Raw genomic sequence first — 15,035 nt, forward strand, 5'->3', positions numbered from 1 at the left:
CGACGTCGCGGGCCTTGTCAGGGTGGCATGTAACGTCAATGCCCGGCAGGTGTGGGGCTCAGGGTTGAGCAACAATGGTCCGGGCATCCCGGACCCACATTGACCTCCACGCGCCGTCCGCTTTGATCAATCTCGGGAACCGGCTGGTAGATTCGACCGATAAATGTGCTCCGCCTGCCTTTGATCGTGAACTGATCAAGCGCGTTCATGACGTTTTCAGCTCGTCGGTACGCCAACTGCTGCGCGTTCTTTTCCGTCGATTCTGAGAGCCCTACAAGCCAGACTACATCGAGAATCGGAAAGCGATTGCGTAAATCGCTCGACCATGCTGACAACCGTGCCAGTTCAGTCCTGGGAATCTCACTTGAATCACGTTCAAAGCGAATGTCGATGTATTGGCCGGGAAGGCTTTGTTGCCCTTCGCACGCAAGCGCTGTCTGCGCAAGGATCAACGCGAGCACGACAGCAATCAGGTAGTTAGTCGCCATCTACGACGTACCCCGCGATGCTTTCGGCATTGTTGATCGCCAAATCCGGATGTGATCGCCCCCATACTGAGAGGAACGGCGTGATGTAGTACTTCTCGTCGGTTGCGGCCATGGTGTCCAGGAAATGACTTGCCTCGTGAATGATGATCGATACTTGCGAATCGGCATACGCAGTCCACGGGCGCATCGTACAAAACTCGGCACTGATCGAGAACGTGTGCGTTGCGGTGTCCGGTGCGCAGACATGTGCGGCTTCCTGATCGGTTCCAAGCGGATGTGGTGTACATCCCGTCGCCAGATCGGCAGCGCTGCCGGTACGAACGACGTTGTGTTCGTTGAACGCGCGTACGACATTCAGCACCTTCGCCAACCCGGTAAGAAGCCGCATGCGGGTTGAATCGTCGTCGCGACCGAACCACTTGAATACACGATCTTTCTCGTACTGCGACCACCCTTTCAGGGAGGCAACGCGTGCCTCCAGTCGACTCACGGCAAGCACCTGTGCCTTGGCGAACATTATCCGAAACTCGGAGTTCGTCATGTTCTCGCAGATCGGCCGCATGTCAACGTCCGCGAATCGTTGCGATCCCTCGATGGTGTTTGTCGTTGTCTCGGCCACAGTGATTTGATCTGCCATCTTCTTAATCTCCGATGACAAGCTTCAGCGTTTGCGCTGCTTTTGTGCTGACACGCAAGGTACATCCCTGCGCGTCGCTCACGCCGGATGCAAGCACGTTGCCGGATCGATCCTTGATCCAATATTGAACGTTACTCAATGGTTGCTTCGTCCGCTTGTCCCTGATGACGAACTGGTCGTCATGAATCATCGGCGCGACGCCTTGCGTGAAGGCACTCGACGAGCGTGCGTCGACTCCGGTCGAGCAGGCCCGGATCGTCGTAAAAGATCGTGCAATCGCTGCCCGCAAGGACCATGTTCATTCCGCACGGACAAAGTACCGAATCGCCTTCGAGAACAACACTGCGTCCGTTCCACGTCATGCGCGCAGCGCTTCCAACGATTTTGAACAACCCATCGCAATTGCCGCATGTTGCCTCGTCTCCGCTCAGGGCGACATGCTTCCCTTCGCTAAACATCGTTGCTGTCGTTGCGATGACGAAGCCTCCCGTAGTCGTCGGGTCACCGTTTCTGACTGCTCGTCGCGACATAGTCGATTCCTCGAATGAAGTTGGTAAAAAGCCGATCGCACGTCTGCGCTCGCGACTTGGTCGGCAGCGCTTTACGTCAACTGAATCGGGCAATGGTCATGCAGACCCAACGAAACATTGAGCGAAGAAACCGCGCGCGGGCCAGCAGATACTCAAGCTGCCAGTCGGCCAAGCGACTCATTGAATTTCGGATTATTTCGATTTCATTCGATCAATTTCGAACAACTTCGCCCCTCCCCTTTAATCTAAAAAAATAATTCTTACTTTTCACATAAAAAAACCTCTCCCATTGAAAATCACCTCGGCACCTCCGCATACTTTGATAAGCAGGGAAATAATCAAAAAATGTGACGCAGACCATCCTCTGCCGCCCTGCAAACACCCCCTGGCTCTGGCCCAAGCGAATCCCCCCGACTGGCGCTACCGCCAAAAACGAGCGCTCACTAACGTGTCGATACCGCGTGCCGCATGCGCGCCAGCGCCTTGCGCACCGCCCACCATTCGACAGGAGACACGTTATGGCAGACACGCTCACCGCCCCCGTCACGGCCGCCACGCTCGCGGCGTTTTCCGACGCCTTCAACCGGCACGACGCCAATGCGTTGATGGGCTTCATGACCGAGGACTGCGTATTCGACGCGGCCGGCGGCCCCGACATCCACGGCGCGCGCTTCGTCGGCCGCGACGCGGTACGCGCCGCGTTCGAAGCGGTGTTCAAGACCTTCCCCGACGCGCACTGGGGCCGTGGCCGCCACACCGTCGCGGGCGAGCGCGGCGTCTCCGAATGGGTGTTCACGGGCACGCACGCCGAAGGCTGGCGCATCGAGGCCGAAGGCTGCGACCTGTTCGAATTCCGCGACGGACTGATCGCCGTCAAGCGCGCCTTCCGCAAGGAACGGCCGAAGCAGCCGGCCTGAGCGCGCCTCGTGCGCCACCCGGGCCACCGTGCCCGACGCCCATTTTGAAACGAATCATTTCATTTCATTCCACATTCCCCGGCAGCGGGCGGAATGACTTGACCGGCCTTCCCCAGCCAATAGCATCCGGAACAAGACGTTCCGTTAATTGAACAATCGGAGACAACCCATGAGCGAACAATCCACTTCCCTGCGTGCATCGGCCGGCGGTCCGCAGGACATGACGCCGTCCGAAGCCTTCGTCGAAACCCTCGCGGCCAACGGCGTGACCGACATGTTCGGCATCATGGGCTCCGCGTTCATGGATGCGATGGACATCTTCGCGCCGGCCGGCATCCGCCTGATCCCGGTCGTGCACGAACAGGGCGCGGGCCACATGGCCGACGGCTATGCGCGCGTGTCGGGCCGCCACGGCGTCGTGATCGGCCAGAACGGCCCCGGCATCAGCAACTGCGTGACGGCGATCGCAGCCGCGTACTGGGCACACAGCCCGGTCGTGATCGTCACGCCGGAAGCCGGCACGATGGGGATCGGTCTCGGCGGCTTCCAGGAAGCGAACCAGTTGCCGATGTTCCAGGAATTCACGAAGTACCAGGGCCACGTCACGCACCCGGCGCGGATGGCCGAATTCACCGCGCGCTGCTTCGACCGCGCGCAGGCCGAGATGGGCCCGACGCAGCTGAACATCCCGCGCGACTACTTCTACGGCAAGGTCAAGGTCGAGATTCCGCAACCGCGCCGCCTCGATCGCGGCGCCGGCGGCGAACAGAGCCTGGACGACGCAGCCGCCCTGATCGCGCAGGCGAAATTCCCGGTGATCATCTCGGGCGGCGGCGTCGTGATGGCCGACGCGATCGAGGAATGCAAGGCGCTCGCCGAACGGCTCGGCGCACCGGTCGTCAACAGCTACCTGCACAACGACTCGTTCCCGGCGAACCATCCGCTGTGGTGCGGCCCGCTCGGCTACCAGGGCTCGAAGGCGGCGATGAAACTGCTGTCGCGCGCGGACGTCGTGATCGCGCTCGGCTCGCGCCTCGGGCCGTTCGGCACGCTGCCGCAGCACGGGATGGACTACTGGCCGAAGGACGCGAAGATCATCCAGATCGACGCGGACCACAAGATGCTCGGCCTCGTGAAGAAGATCTCGGTCGGCATCTGCGGCGACGCGAAGGCCGCGGCGATCGCGCTCGCGCAACGCCTCGAAGGCCGCACGCTCGCGTGCGACGGCTCGCGCGGCGATCGCGCCGACCAGATCGCGACCGAGAAGGCCGCGTGGGAAAAGGAACTCGACGACTGGACGCACGAGCGCGACGCGTACAGCCTCGACATGATCGAGGAGCAGAAGCACGAGAAGCGGTTCAGCGGCGGGCAGTACCTGCATCCGCGCCAGGTGCTGCGCGAGCTCGAGAAGGCGATGCCCGAGGACGTGATGGTGTCGACCGACATCGGCAACATCAACTCGGTCGCGAACAGCTACCTGCGCTTCAACAAGCCGCGCAGCTTCTTCGCGGCGATGAGCTGGGGCAACTGCGGCTATGCGTTCCCGACGATCATCGGCGCGAAAGTCGCCGCGCCACACCGCCCGGCCGTGTCGTATGCGGGCGACGGCGCGTGGGGCATGAGCCTGATGGAAACGATGACCTGCGTGCGCCACAACATCCCGGTGACGGCCGTCGTGTTCCACAACCGCCAGTGGGGCGCGGAGAAGAAGAACCAGGTCGACTTCTACAACCGCCGCTTCGTCGCGGGCGAACTCGACAACCAGAGCTTCGCGGCGATCGCGCGTGCGATGGGCGCCGAAGGGATTACGGTCGACCGCCTCGAAGAGGTGGGCCCGGCGCTCAAGCGTGCAATCGACATGCAGATGAACGAAGGCAAGACCACGATCATCGAGATCATGTGCACGCGCGAACTCGGCGATCCGTTCCGTCGCGATGCGCTGTCGAAGCCGGTTCGCATGCTCGACAAGTACAAGGACTACGTGTGATGCCGCGTCGCTGACGCACCCGTTGCCGGTCGCGCGCCCCGCTCGCGCGGCCGGCCCTCCGGCCGGACGCCGTGCCCCGTGCGGGCCGCCGCATCCGGCCGTTTTTCCTTCCTGACCCGAGCGAACGATGAAAGCCCTCGACCGCATTCTCGAATCCGCGCGCCGCCAGCCGATGCGCATCGCGCTGTGCGAAGCCGACGATCCGCGCGTGCTGCAGGCCGCCGAGCGGGCGACGCGCGACGGCATCGCCCGCATCGTGCTCGTCGGCAACCGTGCGGCGATCCACGCGGCGGCCGCGCGCGACGCGATCGATCTCGACGGCATGACGCTCGTCGATCCGGCCACCGCCGCGCAACGCGATGCCTATGCCGACACGCTGCATGCGCTGCGCAACAGCAAAGGCATGACGGCCGATGCCGCGCGCGATGCGGTGCTCGACCCGCTCTGCCACGCGAACCTGATGGTGCGGCTCGGCGATGCGGACGGCTCGGTCGCGGGCGCCGTGCATGCGACGGCCGACGTCGTGCGCGCGGCGATCCAGCTGATCGGCGTCGATCCGGCGTTCCGGATCGTGTCGAGCTTCTTCCTGATGATGCTGTGCGAGCCGTTCCACACGATCAAGGGCGGGCTGATCTTCTCCGACTGCGCGCTCGTCGTCGATCCCGATGCCAGCCAGCTCGCCGAGATCGCGATGGCCGCCGCCGACAGCGCACACGCGCTGCTCGGCGAGGAGCCGCGCGTCGCGATGCTGTCGTTCTCGACGAGCGGCAGCGCGCATCATGCGGCGGTCGACAAGGTGACGGCCGCGACCGCGCAGGTGCGCGAACGGCGCCCCGCCCTCGCGATCGACGGCGACGTGCAGCTCGACGCGGCGATCGTCGCGGAAATCGCCGAGCGCAAGATCGCGCATTCGCAGGTGGGCGGCCACGCGAACGTGCTCGTGTTCCCGAGCCTCGAAGCCGGCAACATCGGTTACAAGCTCGCCGAGCGGATCGGCCGCGCGAAGGCCGTCGGCCCGCTGTTGCAGGGGCTGCGCCGGCCCGCGAACGACCTGTCGCGCGGCTGCAGCGCCGACGACGTGTATCACGTGATCGCGGCGACCACCGTGCAGGCGCAGGCGGCCGCGCAGCGCGCCGCGACCGGCGAGGCCGCGCACGCATGACGGCCGACAAACTGGCGATCCTGATCGCGGCGATCGGCGCCGGCAGCTATTTCCAGACCGTCACCGGCTTCGGGCTCGGGATGATCGTGATGGGCGCGACGAGCGGCTTCGGGCTCGCGCCCCTCGCGACCGTCGCGACGCTGATGAGCGTCGTGTCGCTCGCGAACGGCGCGACCGCGCTGCCGGGCCGGCTGCATCACATCGACTGGCGCGCGGTCGGCGCGGCGACGCTCGGCATCCTGCCGTCGGTCGTCGCGGGCGTGCTGCTGCTCGAATGCCTGAGCCGCTCGGCGGCCGACCTGCTGCAACTGATCCTCGGCGCGGTCGTGCTGTACGGCGGCCTGAGCGCCGCGCTGCGGCCGACGCCCCTCACCGAACGCTCGGACAACCGCAGCTTCTTCGTCAGCGGCCTGTTCGGCGGCTTGCTGAGCGGGATGTTCGGCGTGTCGGGGCCGCCGCTGATCTTCCAGTTCTACCGGCAGCCGCTGACGCTCGTGCAGATCCGCTGCGCGCTGATCGTGCTGTTCACGACGACCTCGGCCACGCGCGTGCTGTACAGCGCATGCGAAGGGCAGCTCGATCGGGACATCCTGCTGCTGGCCGCGCTCGCGACGCCGGTCGTGATGCTGACGACAGTGGCTGCGCGCCACTATCCGCCGCCGCTGTCGCCGGTCGCGCTGCGCCGGCTCGCGTTCGGCGTACTGATGGCGATCGGCATCGGGCTGATCGCGACGTCGCTGCCGCCGCTGCTGCGCGGCGCGTGATGCCGCGCGGTGCGGCGCATCTGACCACCTTACGCCTGGCATTCGGCCGCGATGCGTACACGTCGCCACTTCGGGATCGAATGCCATCGCCCGCTTCACCGCCGCGCGCCGATCCAGCACGCGATTTCGACGAGCCGCTTCATGTCCGGCGCCGACGCGAGGTCGATCGCGAGCCGATGACGATAGTACGGGCCGAGATCGAGCCCGACGCCGAGCCCGAGGACTTCGACGCGGCCGGCCGCCTCCTCGCGCGCGACCACCTGCTTCAGGTGGTTGTCGAGGTAGAACGGATCGTTCGCCAGCGCCGTCGCGCCATCCATCGGGCTGCCGTCCGAGATCACGACGACGATCTTGCGCGCCTCCGGCCGCGCCGCGAGCCGCACGCACGCCCATTCGACCGCTTCGCCGTCGACGCCTTCGCGGAACAGGTCGGCCTTGAACAACGCCGCCATGCCCGTGCGCGCATGCCGCCAGCGCGTGTCCGCGTCCTTGAACACCAGATGGCCGGTTTCGTTGAGCCTGCCCGGATGGCGCGGCTTGCCGCGCGCGAGCCAGTCCTGCCGCGCACGGCCGCCGTTCCATGCGAGCGTCGTGAAGCCGAGCACTTCGGTTGCGAGACCGGCGGCATCGCCCGCGCGGGCCAGCGTATCGAACATCAGCGCAACACCGTCGATCCACGTCTTCATCGACCCCGAGCAGTCGATCAGGAACGAAAGCGCGCAGTCGGCATGCGGCCGCACGCGTTCGAGCCGGAACAACCGCCGTTCGGCCGGCGAGCTGACGAGCTGCGCGAGCCGGCGGCCGTCGAGGCGGCCGTGCTCCTCGCCGAACGACCAGCCGTCGGCCTGCGGCACGACGAGCGCCGCGCGCAGCACACGCGCGAGCCGCGTGACGTTGATCCGCTGCGCGGCGACCTGACCGTCGAGCCGGTCGCGATACTCGCGCAGCAGCGCCGCGCGGATCTGCGCGGCCGGCCGGAGTTCGCGGTCGTAGCGCGTCGTATATGCTCGATAGACGGCGTCGCCGCCATGCAGCACGACGCTGTCGCCCGTCTCGACGAGCGCCGGCAGGTCGATGCCCGTCTCGTCGAAATCGACCCACAGCGAGAAATTCGTCAGTGCGTCGTCCTGCTCGCGTGCGTCTTCGGTCACCGTTTCCACGACGGCCGCGCGCGCATCGCGGATCATCGATGCAATGCGCTTCGCGAGCGCCAGTGCGTGTTCCGCATATTCGCGCTGATCGTGCCGGCACCGCTTGAGCGCCGCGAGCTGCACGCCGATCTCGGGCACGATCGCCGCGCGCGACGCTTCGATCAGGTCTTCCGTCTCCTCCAGCACCGGCCAGCCCGTCAGCCGCGACCATGCGATCTGCGCGACCGTGTAAACAAGAATCCCCACATGCGTATCGGCCTGCCCCGACCGGTGAAACGCGCGCGACCAGGTTTCGAACCGATGGCGCAGGTTCTGCACGACGCCGCGCATCGCGGGCGGCGCCAGGGATTCGCAGCGCAGTTGCTCGAGCATTTCGAACAGCACGCGTTCGACCGGATCGTCGCCGGACAGCGCGCGATGCAGGTCCGCATCCGATTGCAGGATGCGCAGTGCCGCGCCGTCGGCCGCGCCGCGCCACGACGCGAGATCGTCGTCGGCAGCCTGCGCGCGCAGGTGCGGCGCATGGATCGGCAGCGGCCGCAGGTCGCGGCACACGCGGCCCGCACGGTAATGCAGCGTCGCGTCGCGCGTCAGTGCGCGCACGGTCGACGCGCCCAGCGCTTCGCGCGCCGATACACGACGCGCGGCGTCGCGATCGGCGCTCACCGCCCCGCTCCCGGCTCGCCGCCGCCGGCACGCGATGCGACCGCCAGTTCCTCGCCGAAACAGCGCTGGTAATACTCGGCGACGACCGGCCGCTCGGCGTCGTCGCACTTGTTCAGGAACGTGAGCCGGAACGCGAGCGCCGGATCGCGGAAGATCTGGCAGTTCTCGGCCCAGTCGATCACCGTGCGCGGCGACATCAGCGTCGACAGGTCACCGGTCGCGAAGCCGTTGCGCGTCAGCTCCGCGAGGCTCACCATCGATTCGAGCAGCGGGCGGCCGGCTTCGCTCGCGAGTTCCGGCACGCGCGCACGCACGATGCCGATCTCCTCGTCGCGCGGCAGGTAGTCGAGCGTCGCGACCACGTTCCAGCGGTCCATCTGCGCATGGTTGAGCATCTGCGTGCCGTGATAGAGCCCGTTCAGGTTGCCGAGCCCGACCGTGTTCGCGGTCGCGAACAGCCGGAACGACGGATGCGGATGAATCACGCGGTTCTGGTCGAGCAGCGTGAACTTGCCGTCGCGTTCGAGAATCCGCTGGATCACGAACATCACGTCGGGCCGGCCCGCATCGTATTCGTCGAAGACCAGCGCGACCGGGCGCTGCAGCGCCCACGGCACGATCCCTTCCTGGAATTCGGTCACCTGCACGTCGTCGCGCACGACGATCGCATCCTTGCCGACCAGATCGAGCCGGCTGATATGGCCGTCGAGGTTCACGCGCACGCACGGCCAGTTCAGCCGCGCCGCAACCTGTTCGATATGCGTCGACTTGCCGGTGCCGTGCATCCCCTGCACGAGCACGCGGCGGTTGCGCGCGAAGCCGGCGAGGATCGCGAGCGTGACGTCCGGGTTGAAACGGTATGCGTCGTCGATATCGGGCACGTGGTCGTCGCGCGTACTGAACGCGGGCACCATCAGGTCCGAATCGAACCCGAACCGCTCGCGGACCGACACCGTGCAGTCCGGCTTGTTCGCCACCCCATCCATTGCGTTGCGCTCCTGTCGTTACGTATTGCGCAGGCGTCGATCGTCGCGCCCGCTCCAGTCGTGCTTACGGAACGATTCGTTCCGTTGCCGAAAATGCATGCCGGATTGCTGCGCCCGCCGCCCCGCGCGGCCGGCCTGCCGGGCCGTTCGGTACAATGGCCGCAGTCCAGTTTCCGGAACGCCTGCCATGCTGCCCGCGGATACGCCCACGCTGCGCGCCTTCGCGCTGCTCGAACATCTCGTCCAGGCCGGCGATGCCGTGTCGCTCGCCGATCTCGCGCGCGACGTCGATATCCCGAAGGCGTCGCTGCACCGGATGCTCGCGTCGCTCGAAGCCGGCGGCCTCGTGATCCGCGAGCCGGGGCGCAAGAACGCATACGCGATCGGCCCGCGCCTCGCGCGGCTCGGCACCGGCGTGATGCTGCATGCGGGCGCGCGCCGGCTGCGTCATGCGATCCTCGAACGGCTCGTCGCCGATCTCGGCGAAACCTGCAACCTGACCGCGCTGCACGATACGGAAGTCGTCTATCTCGACCGCGTCGAGGCCGACTGGCCGCTGCGGCTCGACCTGAAACCCGGCTCGCGCGTACCCGCGCATTGCAGCGCCAGCGGCAAGCTGCTGCTCGCGCTGCTGCCGCGCGACGAACGCGCCGCGCTGGTGCGCGCGCTGGCGCTGCCGCGCTACACCCCGAACACGATCTCGGATCCCGAGCTGCTCGAAGCCGAACTCGATCGCACCGCGCACAAGGGCCTGGCGATCGACAACGAGGAATTCGTCGCGGGCATCGTGTGCATCGCGGCACCGATCGTCGGCGACGACGGCGCGTGCATCGCCGCGGTCGCCGTGCATGCGCCGGTGTCGCGCGCGCCGCTGTCGCGGCTGCTCGACCACGTGCCGCGCCTGCAGGAAGCAGCACGCGCACTCACGGAAACGTTCTAGTTCCGGCGCGGCGCGGAGACGGCTACGCGCCGTCATGACGCGCGCTGGTAGTAGATGTTCTGCGGATGCCGCGCATCCGCGAAGAAGAACCAGCGTTCCGCGACCAGCCCCGCATACTGGATCACGAACGCCGCGCCGAGCGCGACGGCCGCCGCGACCGACGTCGGCGCGAGCGCGCCCGCGCCGGTCAGCACGAACGGCACTGCGAATGCGCCGAGCAGGAAGCCGGCCTTCACCGTGCGCAGCGTGCCGTTGCCCTGCCCGTGAAAGAACTCCCGCGTATTGAACGCACTGGCCGTGAAGCCGCGCGACTTCTGTTCGACCTTCGCGTCGTGAATCCCTGTTGCGCTCTGCACGGTCGACTTCGGCCGCAACCGTGCATTGCGTGCGAGCGACGCGAGCCGTGCCACGCAGCCCGCGAGCGTCAGCACACACGCGGCCACGGCGAGCCGGCCGACCAGCGCCGGCGCGAGCCACGCGGCGCAAGCCGTCGCCAGCGTGCAGCCCGACGCGCAGCCGAGCAGCACGAAGTTCACGAGCGTCAGCGGGCTCGCCCATTCCTGCAGGAAGCGCAGGCACGCGTAGATCATCGCGGTACACACGAACAGCGCGGCGCTCGCGAGCGCGCCCACCGCGCCGATCAGCAACGTGCCGGGCCAGCCGAACAGGTGCGCCGCACCATACGCGAACGCGCATGCGAGAAACACCGGCAGCGCAATGCATTCGCGTGACAGCCACGACGTGCGCCACATCGCGATCGCGCGCCATGCGCGTTCGGGGTGGCCGAGATGGAAGAACGACGCCAGCAGGCCGAGCGCGCCGAGCGCGACCGACAGCGCGGCACCCGTCACGTAGAACGACGCAGCGATATCGACGCCTGCCGCGCGCGCAAGTGCCTCGACGATCACGAGCGTCAGCAGCAGGCCCTGTGCGGCGCCGCACAGCGTGGTGAGGAAAACGACCGAAAAGGCTGGGCGCATGGAAACTCCGTTAGATCCTGATTGAAATGCACGGCAGCTCAGCGCTGCGTCGCGAGCGACACGAGATTGATATCGCCGCGCGCCGCGCGAGCGTCGAACGACGCGTCCTCGTCACTGCCGTTCGACGCGCTGTCGCACCCGCCGCTACTCCCGCAACCGCACGACGCCTCGGTCTTCACGCGCGGCAGGTAGTGGTTCGACGGTCGCGTGCCCCATTCGGGCATCAGCGCATAGCCGCCGCGCTCGCGGATCGCGCGCGACACGTCGGACTCGGGATCGTGCACGTCGCCGAACAGCCGCGCCGACGTCGGGCACGCGAGCACGCACGCAGGTTTCCGGTCGCGTTCGGGCAGTGCCGGGTTGTCGATGCGGTCCGCGCACAGCGTGCACTTCGTCATCTCCTTGCGGCCTTCGTCGAGCTCGCGTGCGCCGTACGGGCACGCCCACGCGCAGTACTTGCAGCCGATGCACTTGTCGTAGTCGACCAGCACGATCCCATCCGACTTGCGCTTGTAGCTCGCGCCGGTCGGGCACACCGGCACGCACGGCGGATCCTCGCAGTGCAGGCACGATTTCGGGAAGTGGATCGTGTCGGTCATCGGGAACACGCCCGCTTCGTAGGTCTGCACGCGGTTGAAGAACGTGCCGGACGGATCGTCGTCGTACGGGCGCAGATCGGCGAGACTGCCGGCTTCGCCCGACGTATTCCATTCCTTGCAGCTCGTCACGCAGGCATGGCAGCCGACGCACACGTTCAGGTCGATGACGAGGGCCATCTGGGTCATGGTTGTGCTCCTTCGATCAGCGATCTTCAGACTTCGGGCCGGCCGACGTCGCGCGCCGCAGCCGCGCGGCGAATGCGCCGGTTCCCGCGAAATACGCCTGCACACGCTGCAGCACGCGCGGCGTGCCCGGCAGCGCCGGCATCGGCGCGAACTGCGGCAAGGTCGTGGCGGCATCGGCTTCGGCCGGATAGATCCGCACCTGCACGTCGTACCAGCCGGCCTGCCCCGTGACCGGATCGGAGTTTGACATGCGTGCCCCCGTGCGGGCCGCATCCGGCAGCTCGTCGGTAATCACGTGGTTCAACAGGAAGCCGCGCTGCGACTCGCCCGCCTGCGGCCCGAGGTTCCACGCGCCGGCCGCCTTGCCGATCGCATTCCACGTCCAGACGGTACCGGGCTCGACCGCCTCGCTGTAGCGCGCGCGGCAACGCACCTTGCCCCACGGCGATTCGACGTAGATCCACGCGCCGTCGCCGATCTGCTGCGCGGCGGCCGTCACGGGGTTCACGAACAGGTGGTTCTCGCCGTGGATCTGCCGCAGCCACGCGTTCTGCGAATCCCACGAGTGGTACATCGCCATCGGCCGCTGCGTAATCGCCGCGAGCGGATAACGGCTCGCATCGGTCAGCCCGCTTTCGAGCGAGCGATGCCAGAACGGCAGCGGATCGAAATAGCGTGCGATGCGCTCGCGCAGATGATCGGGCGGCTGGCGGCCCGACGTGCGCCCCTGCGCGGCAAGCCGGAATTTCTGCATCACGTCGGAATAGAGCTGGATCACGATCGGCACGCCGAACTTGCGCATCCCGTTGTCGACCGCCCACTGCATGTACGGGCCGTTGCAGTTGCGCATGTACTGCAGCGGCTCCGGCAACCGGTGGTGGTACACGCAGTTGTTCTCGGCGTAGCGCTTCCACTGGTCGGGGTTCGGCTCGCCGACGACGGCCTTGTCGCCGTCCTTGCCGCGCCAGCCGATCAGGAAGCCGGTGCCCGAATCGGGCGCGGTCTGGAAGTTGACGACGAAATCCGGATAGTCGCGGTACTTGCGCTGCCCGTCCGCCGTCGTGAAGGCCGGAAACTTCAGCCGGCTCGCGAGCTCGATCAGCACTTCCTGGAACGGCTTGCATTCGCCGGTCGGCGGCACGACGGGCACGCGCACCGAGTCGACCGGCCCGTCGAATTCGGAGATCGGCCGGTCGAGCACCGACATCACGTCGTGCCGTTCGAGGTAGGTCGTGTCGGGCAGGATCAGGTCGGCGAACGCCGTCATCTCCGACGCGAACGCATCGCACACGACGAGGAACGGGATCCGGTATTGGCCGTCCTCGCGCTTGTCGACCAGCATCTTGCGCACTTCCGTCGTGTTCATCGACGAATTCCACGCCATGTTGGCCATGAAGATCAGCAGCGTGTCGATCGGATAGGGATCGCCGCGCCACGCATTGGTGATCACCGAATGCATCAGCCCGTGCACTGCGAGCGGGTACTCCCACGAGAACGCCTTGTCGAGCCGCGCAGGTGTGCCGTCCGGATGGACGAACAGGTCTTCGGGGCCCGCCGGCCAGCCGAGCGGGCCGGTGGCGAGCGGCGTGTTCGGCCTGATCTGCGCCGGGTCGTTCGGCGGTTTCGCCGACGGCGGCACCGCGCGCGGATACGGCGTCTTGTGCCGGAAGCCGCCCGGCCGGTCGATCGTGCCGAGCAGCGACATCAGCACCGCAAGCGCACGGATCGTCTGGAAGCCGTTCGAATGCGCGGCGAGCCCGCGCATCGCATGGAACGCGATCGGCACGCCCTTCACCGATTCGTGCGCCTTGCCCCACGAGTCGGTCCAGCGCACCGGCAGCTCGATCGCGTGCTCGCGCGCAACCGTCTCCATCTCGCGGGCGAGGCGGCGGATCGTGTCGGCCGCGATACCGGTGATGTCGGCCGCCCATTCGGGCGTGCAATCGGCCACCTGCTCGCGCAGCAGCGTGAACGACGGCGCGACGGGCGTGCCGTCGTCGAGCACATAGCGGCCGTCGAGTGCTGGCTCCGCGCCTTCCGTGTGATGCAGCACCGCGCGGTTCGTCTTCGTGTCCCACCACATCCGGTTCTGCGGATACAGCGCATTGACCTCCGGCGCGCCGGCGTCGCGCACGAACAGCCCGAACGTGTCGGCACCGTCGCGCTGGTCGATCAGCTCGGCCGCGTTCGTGAAGCGCGACACGAATTCAAGATCGAACGCATCCCGCGCGATCAGCTCGTGCATCAACGCCATGAACAGCGCGCCGTCGGTGCCGGGGCGAATCGGAATCCATTCGTCGGCAATCGCCGCGTAGCCGGTGCGCACCGGATTGATCGCGATGAAGCGGCCGCCTGCACGCTTGAACTTGCCGAGCGCGATCTTCAGCGGATTCGAATGGTGGTCTTCCGCGGTGCCGATCATGAAGAACAGCTTCGCGTGGTCGAGATCGGGCCCGCCGAATTCCCAGAACGAGCCGCCGATCGTGTAGATCATCCCGGCCGCCATGTTCGCCGAGCAGAATCCGCCATGCGCCGCATAGTTCGGCGTACCGAACTGTTTCGCGAACAGGCCGGTGAGCGCCTGCATCTGGTCGCGGCCCGTGAACAGCGCGAAACGCTTCGGGTCGGTGGCGCGCAGGTGCGCGAGGCGCTTTTCGAGCACGTCGAATGCGACGTCCCACGACACCGGCTCGAATTGCGCGTCGCCGCGCTCGGCGCCCGGCTTGCGCATCAGCGGCTGCGTGAGCCGCGCGGGCGAATACTGCTTCATGATGCCCGACGAACCTTTCGCGCAGATGACGCCCTGGTTCAGCGGATGTGCGGGATTGCCGTCGATATAGCGCACCTCGCCTTCGCGCAGGTGCACGCGGATGCCGCAGCGGCATGCGCACATGTAGCACGTCGTCGTCTTGATCTCGGCTTGCTCGTCGCGCTCGCGTGCCCGATGTTCCATCGTCTGTCCTCGTTCGCGGATGAGGGCGCGCCCTGTCGGGGCGCACCCGTGAATCGGTTCATCCATGCTATGCCGGCACGCGGCCGACA

At 66.8% G+C, this 15,035-nt stretch carries 14 protein-coding genes; 5 read left to right on the plus strand and 9 right to left on the minus strand.

Features of this window, described 5'->3' with window-relative positions; translation table 11 throughout:
- Positions 1-35 precede the first annotated feature (35 nt).
- The 4 genes from G3N64_RS10950 to G3N64_RS10965 are packed head-to-tail and all read right to left on the minus strand — an operon-like array spanning position 36 to position 1,655.
- Entirely contained in the window at positions 36-488 is a 453-nt protein-coding gene (locus tag G3N64_RS10950) for a hypothetical protein (RefSeq protein WP_205783932.1), read from the minus strand.
- The gene (locus tag G3N64_RS10955; protein ID WP_205783934.1) at positions 478-1,125 is read right to left on the minus strand and encodes a M35 family metallo-endopeptidase; all 648 of its coding nucleotides are present in this window, start codon (positions 1,123-1,125) and stop codon (positions 478-480) included. Before G3N64_RS10955 ends, G3N64_RS10950 begins: the two co-directional genes overlap by 11 nt.
- A gap of 4 nt (positions 1,126-1,129) precedes the next feature.
- Positions 1,130-1,315 (minus strand): hypothetical protein, encoded by a 186-nt coding sequence (locus G3N64_RS10960; protein WP_205783936.1) that lies wholly within the window; start codon positions 1,313-1,315, stop codon positions 1,130-1,132.
- Positions 1,305-1,655: a PAAR domain-containing protein gene (locus tag G3N64_RS10965; protein WP_205783938.1), complete on the minus strand. Its 351-nt coding sequence runs from the start codon at positions 1,653-1,655 to the stop codon at positions 1,305-1,307. Before G3N64_RS10965 ends, G3N64_RS10960 begins: the two co-directional genes overlap by 11 nt.
- Positions 1,656-2,173: 518 nt before the next feature.
- On the opposite strand from G3N64_RS10965, the gene G3N64_RS10970 reads away from it, so the two are divergent.
- The 4 genes from G3N64_RS10970 (at position 2,174) to G3N64_RS10985 (ending at position 6,485) form a co-directional block, all read left to right on the plus strand.
- Positions 2,174-2,572 carry a nuclear transport factor 2 family protein gene (locus tag G3N64_RS10970; RefSeq protein ID WP_205783940.1) on the plus strand — a complete coding sequence of 133 codons (399 nt, stop codon included), beginning with the start codon at positions 2,174-2,176 and terminating at the stop codon, positions 2,570-2,572.
- Between the two features lie 169 nt (positions 2,573-2,741).
- Complete coding sequence (gene xsc / locus G3N64_RS10975; RefSeq protein WP_205783942.1) at positions 2,742-4,559, plus strand: sulfoacetaldehyde acetyltransferase; 1,818 nt, start codon at positions 2,742-2,744, stop codon at positions 4,557-4,559.
- A 127-nt stretch (positions 4,560-4,686) separates the two neighbouring features.
- Complete coding sequence (gene pta, locus G3N64_RS10980; RefSeq protein ID WP_205783944.1) at positions 4,687-5,721, plus strand: phosphate acetyltransferase; 1,035 nt, start codon at positions 4,687-4,689, stop codon at positions 5,719-5,721.
- The gene (locus G3N64_RS10985) at positions 5,718-6,485 is read left to right on the plus strand and encodes a sulfite exporter TauE/SafE family protein (protein ID WP_205783946.1); all 768 of its coding nucleotides are present in this window, start codon (positions 5,718-5,720) and stop codon (positions 6,483-6,485) included. The genes pta and G3N64_RS10985 overlap by 4 nt, the downstream gene beginning before the upstream one ends.
- A 95-nt stretch (positions 6,486-6,580) precedes the next feature.
- On the opposite strand, the gene G3N64_RS10990 is transcribed toward G3N64_RS10985, so the two are convergent.
- Both G3N64_RS10990 and G3N64_RS10995 read right to left on the minus strand, forming a co-directional pair.
- A complete protein-coding gene (locus G3N64_RS10990) occupies positions 6,581-8,302 on the minus strand; it encodes a cobalt chelatase (protein ID WP_205783948.1) in 1,722 nt (573 codons plus the stop codon).
- Positions 8,299-9,288 (minus strand): AAA family ATPase, encoded by a 990-nt coding sequence (locus tag G3N64_RS10995; RefSeq protein ID WP_205783954.1) that lies wholly within the window; start codon positions 9,286-9,288, stop codon positions 8,299-8,301. Before G3N64_RS10995 ends, G3N64_RS10990 begins: the two co-directional genes overlap by 4 nt.
- A 187-nt stretch (positions 9,289-9,475) precedes the next feature.
- On the opposite strand from G3N64_RS10995, the gene G3N64_RS11000 reads away from it, so the two are divergent.
- The gene (locus tag G3N64_RS11000) at positions 9,476-10,228 is read left to right on the plus strand and encodes an IclR family transcriptional regulator (protein WP_205783956.1); all 753 of its coding nucleotides are present in this window, start codon (positions 9,476-9,478) and stop codon (positions 10,226-10,228) included.
- A 32-nt stretch (positions 10,229-10,260) separates the two neighbouring features.
- On the opposite strand, the gene G3N64_RS11005 is transcribed toward G3N64_RS11000, so the two are convergent.
- The 3 genes from G3N64_RS11005 to G3N64_RS11015 are packed head-to-tail and all read right to left on the minus strand — an operon-like array spanning position 10,261 to position 14,946.
- Positions 10,261-11,208 (minus strand): DmsC/YnfH family molybdoenzyme membrane anchor subunit, encoded by a 948-nt coding sequence (locus G3N64_RS11005; protein ID WP_205783963.1) that lies wholly within the window; start codon positions 11,206-11,208, stop codon positions 10,261-10,263.
- A 38-nt stretch (positions 11,209-11,246) separates the two neighbouring features.
- Positions 11,247-11,993 (minus strand): 4Fe-4S dicluster domain-containing protein, encoded by a 747-nt coding sequence (locus G3N64_RS11010; protein ID WP_205783965.1) that lies wholly within the window; start codon positions 11,991-11,993, stop codon positions 11,247-11,249.
- 16 nt (positions 11,994-12,009) lie between these two features.
- Positions 12,010-14,946 carry a molybdopterin oxidoreductase family protein gene (locus tag G3N64_RS11015; RefSeq protein WP_205783972.1) on the minus strand — a complete coding sequence of 979 codons (2,937 nt, stop codon included), beginning with the start codon at positions 14,944-14,946 and terminating at the stop codon, positions 12,010-12,012.
- Positions 14,947-15,035 lie beyond the last annotated feature (89 nt).

Source organism: Burkholderia sp. Ac-20344 (genome assembly GCF_017104975.1).
Classification (GTDB): Bacteria; Pseudomonadota; Gammaproteobacteria; order Burkholderiales; family Burkholderiaceae; genus Burkholderia.

What these genes read in the sequence shown, in the direction of transcription:
- G3N64_RS11015 (WP_205783972.1), bottom strand. Translation starts at nt 14,946, where the DNA reads ATGGAACATCGGGCACGCGAGCGCGACGAGCAAGCCGAGATCAAGACG.
- G3N64_RS10995 (WP_205783954.1), bottom strand. Translation starts at nt 9,288, where the DNA reads ATGGATGGGGTGGCGAACAAGCCGGACTGCACGGTGTCGGTCCGCGAG.
- G3N64_RS10970 (WP_205783940.1), top strand. Translation starts at nt 2,174, where the DNA reads ATGGCAGACACGCTCACCGCCCCCGTCACGGCCGCCACGCTCGCGGCG.
- G3N64_RS11010 (WP_205783965.1), bottom strand. Translation starts at nt 11,993, where the DNA reads ATGACCCAGATGGCCCTCGTCATCGACCTGAACGTGTGCGTCGGCTGC.
- pta (WP_205783944.1), top strand. Translation starts at nt 4,687, where the DNA reads ATGAAAGCCCTCGACCGCATTCTCGAATCCGCGCGCCGCCAGCCGATG.
- G3N64_RS10960 (WP_205783936.1), bottom strand. Translation starts at nt 1,315, where the DNA reads ATGATTCATGACGACCAGTTCGTCATCAGGGACAAGCGGACGAAGCAA.
- xsc (WP_205783942.1), top strand. Translation starts at nt 2,742, where the DNA reads ATGAGCGAACAATCCACTTCCCTGCGTGCATCGGCCGGCGGTCCGCAG.
- G3N64_RS10965 (WP_205783938.1), bottom strand. Translation starts at nt 1,655, where the DNA reads ATGTCGCGACGAGCAGTCAGAAACGGTGACCCGACGACTACGGGAGGC.
- G3N64_RS11005 (WP_205783963.1), bottom strand. Translation starts at nt 11,208, where the DNA reads ATGCGCCCAGCCTTTTCGGTCGTTTTCCTCACCACGCTGTGCGGCGCC.
- G3N64_RS10955 (WP_205783934.1), bottom strand. Translation starts at nt 1,125, where the DNA reads ATGGCAGATCAAATCACTGTGGCCGAGACAACGACAAACACCATCGAG.
- G3N64_RS10985 (WP_205783946.1), top strand. Translation starts at nt 5,718, where the DNA reads ATGACGGCCGACAAACTGGCGATCCTGATCGCGGCGATCGGCGCCGGC.
- G3N64_RS10950 (WP_205783932.1), bottom strand. Translation starts at nt 488, where the DNA reads ATGGCGACTAACTACCTGATTGCTGTCGTGCTCGCGTTGATCCTTGCG.
- G3N64_RS11000 (WP_205783956.1), top strand. Translation starts at nt 9,476, where the DNA reads ATGCTGCCCGCGGATACGCCCACGCTGCGCGCCTTCGCGCTGCTCGAA.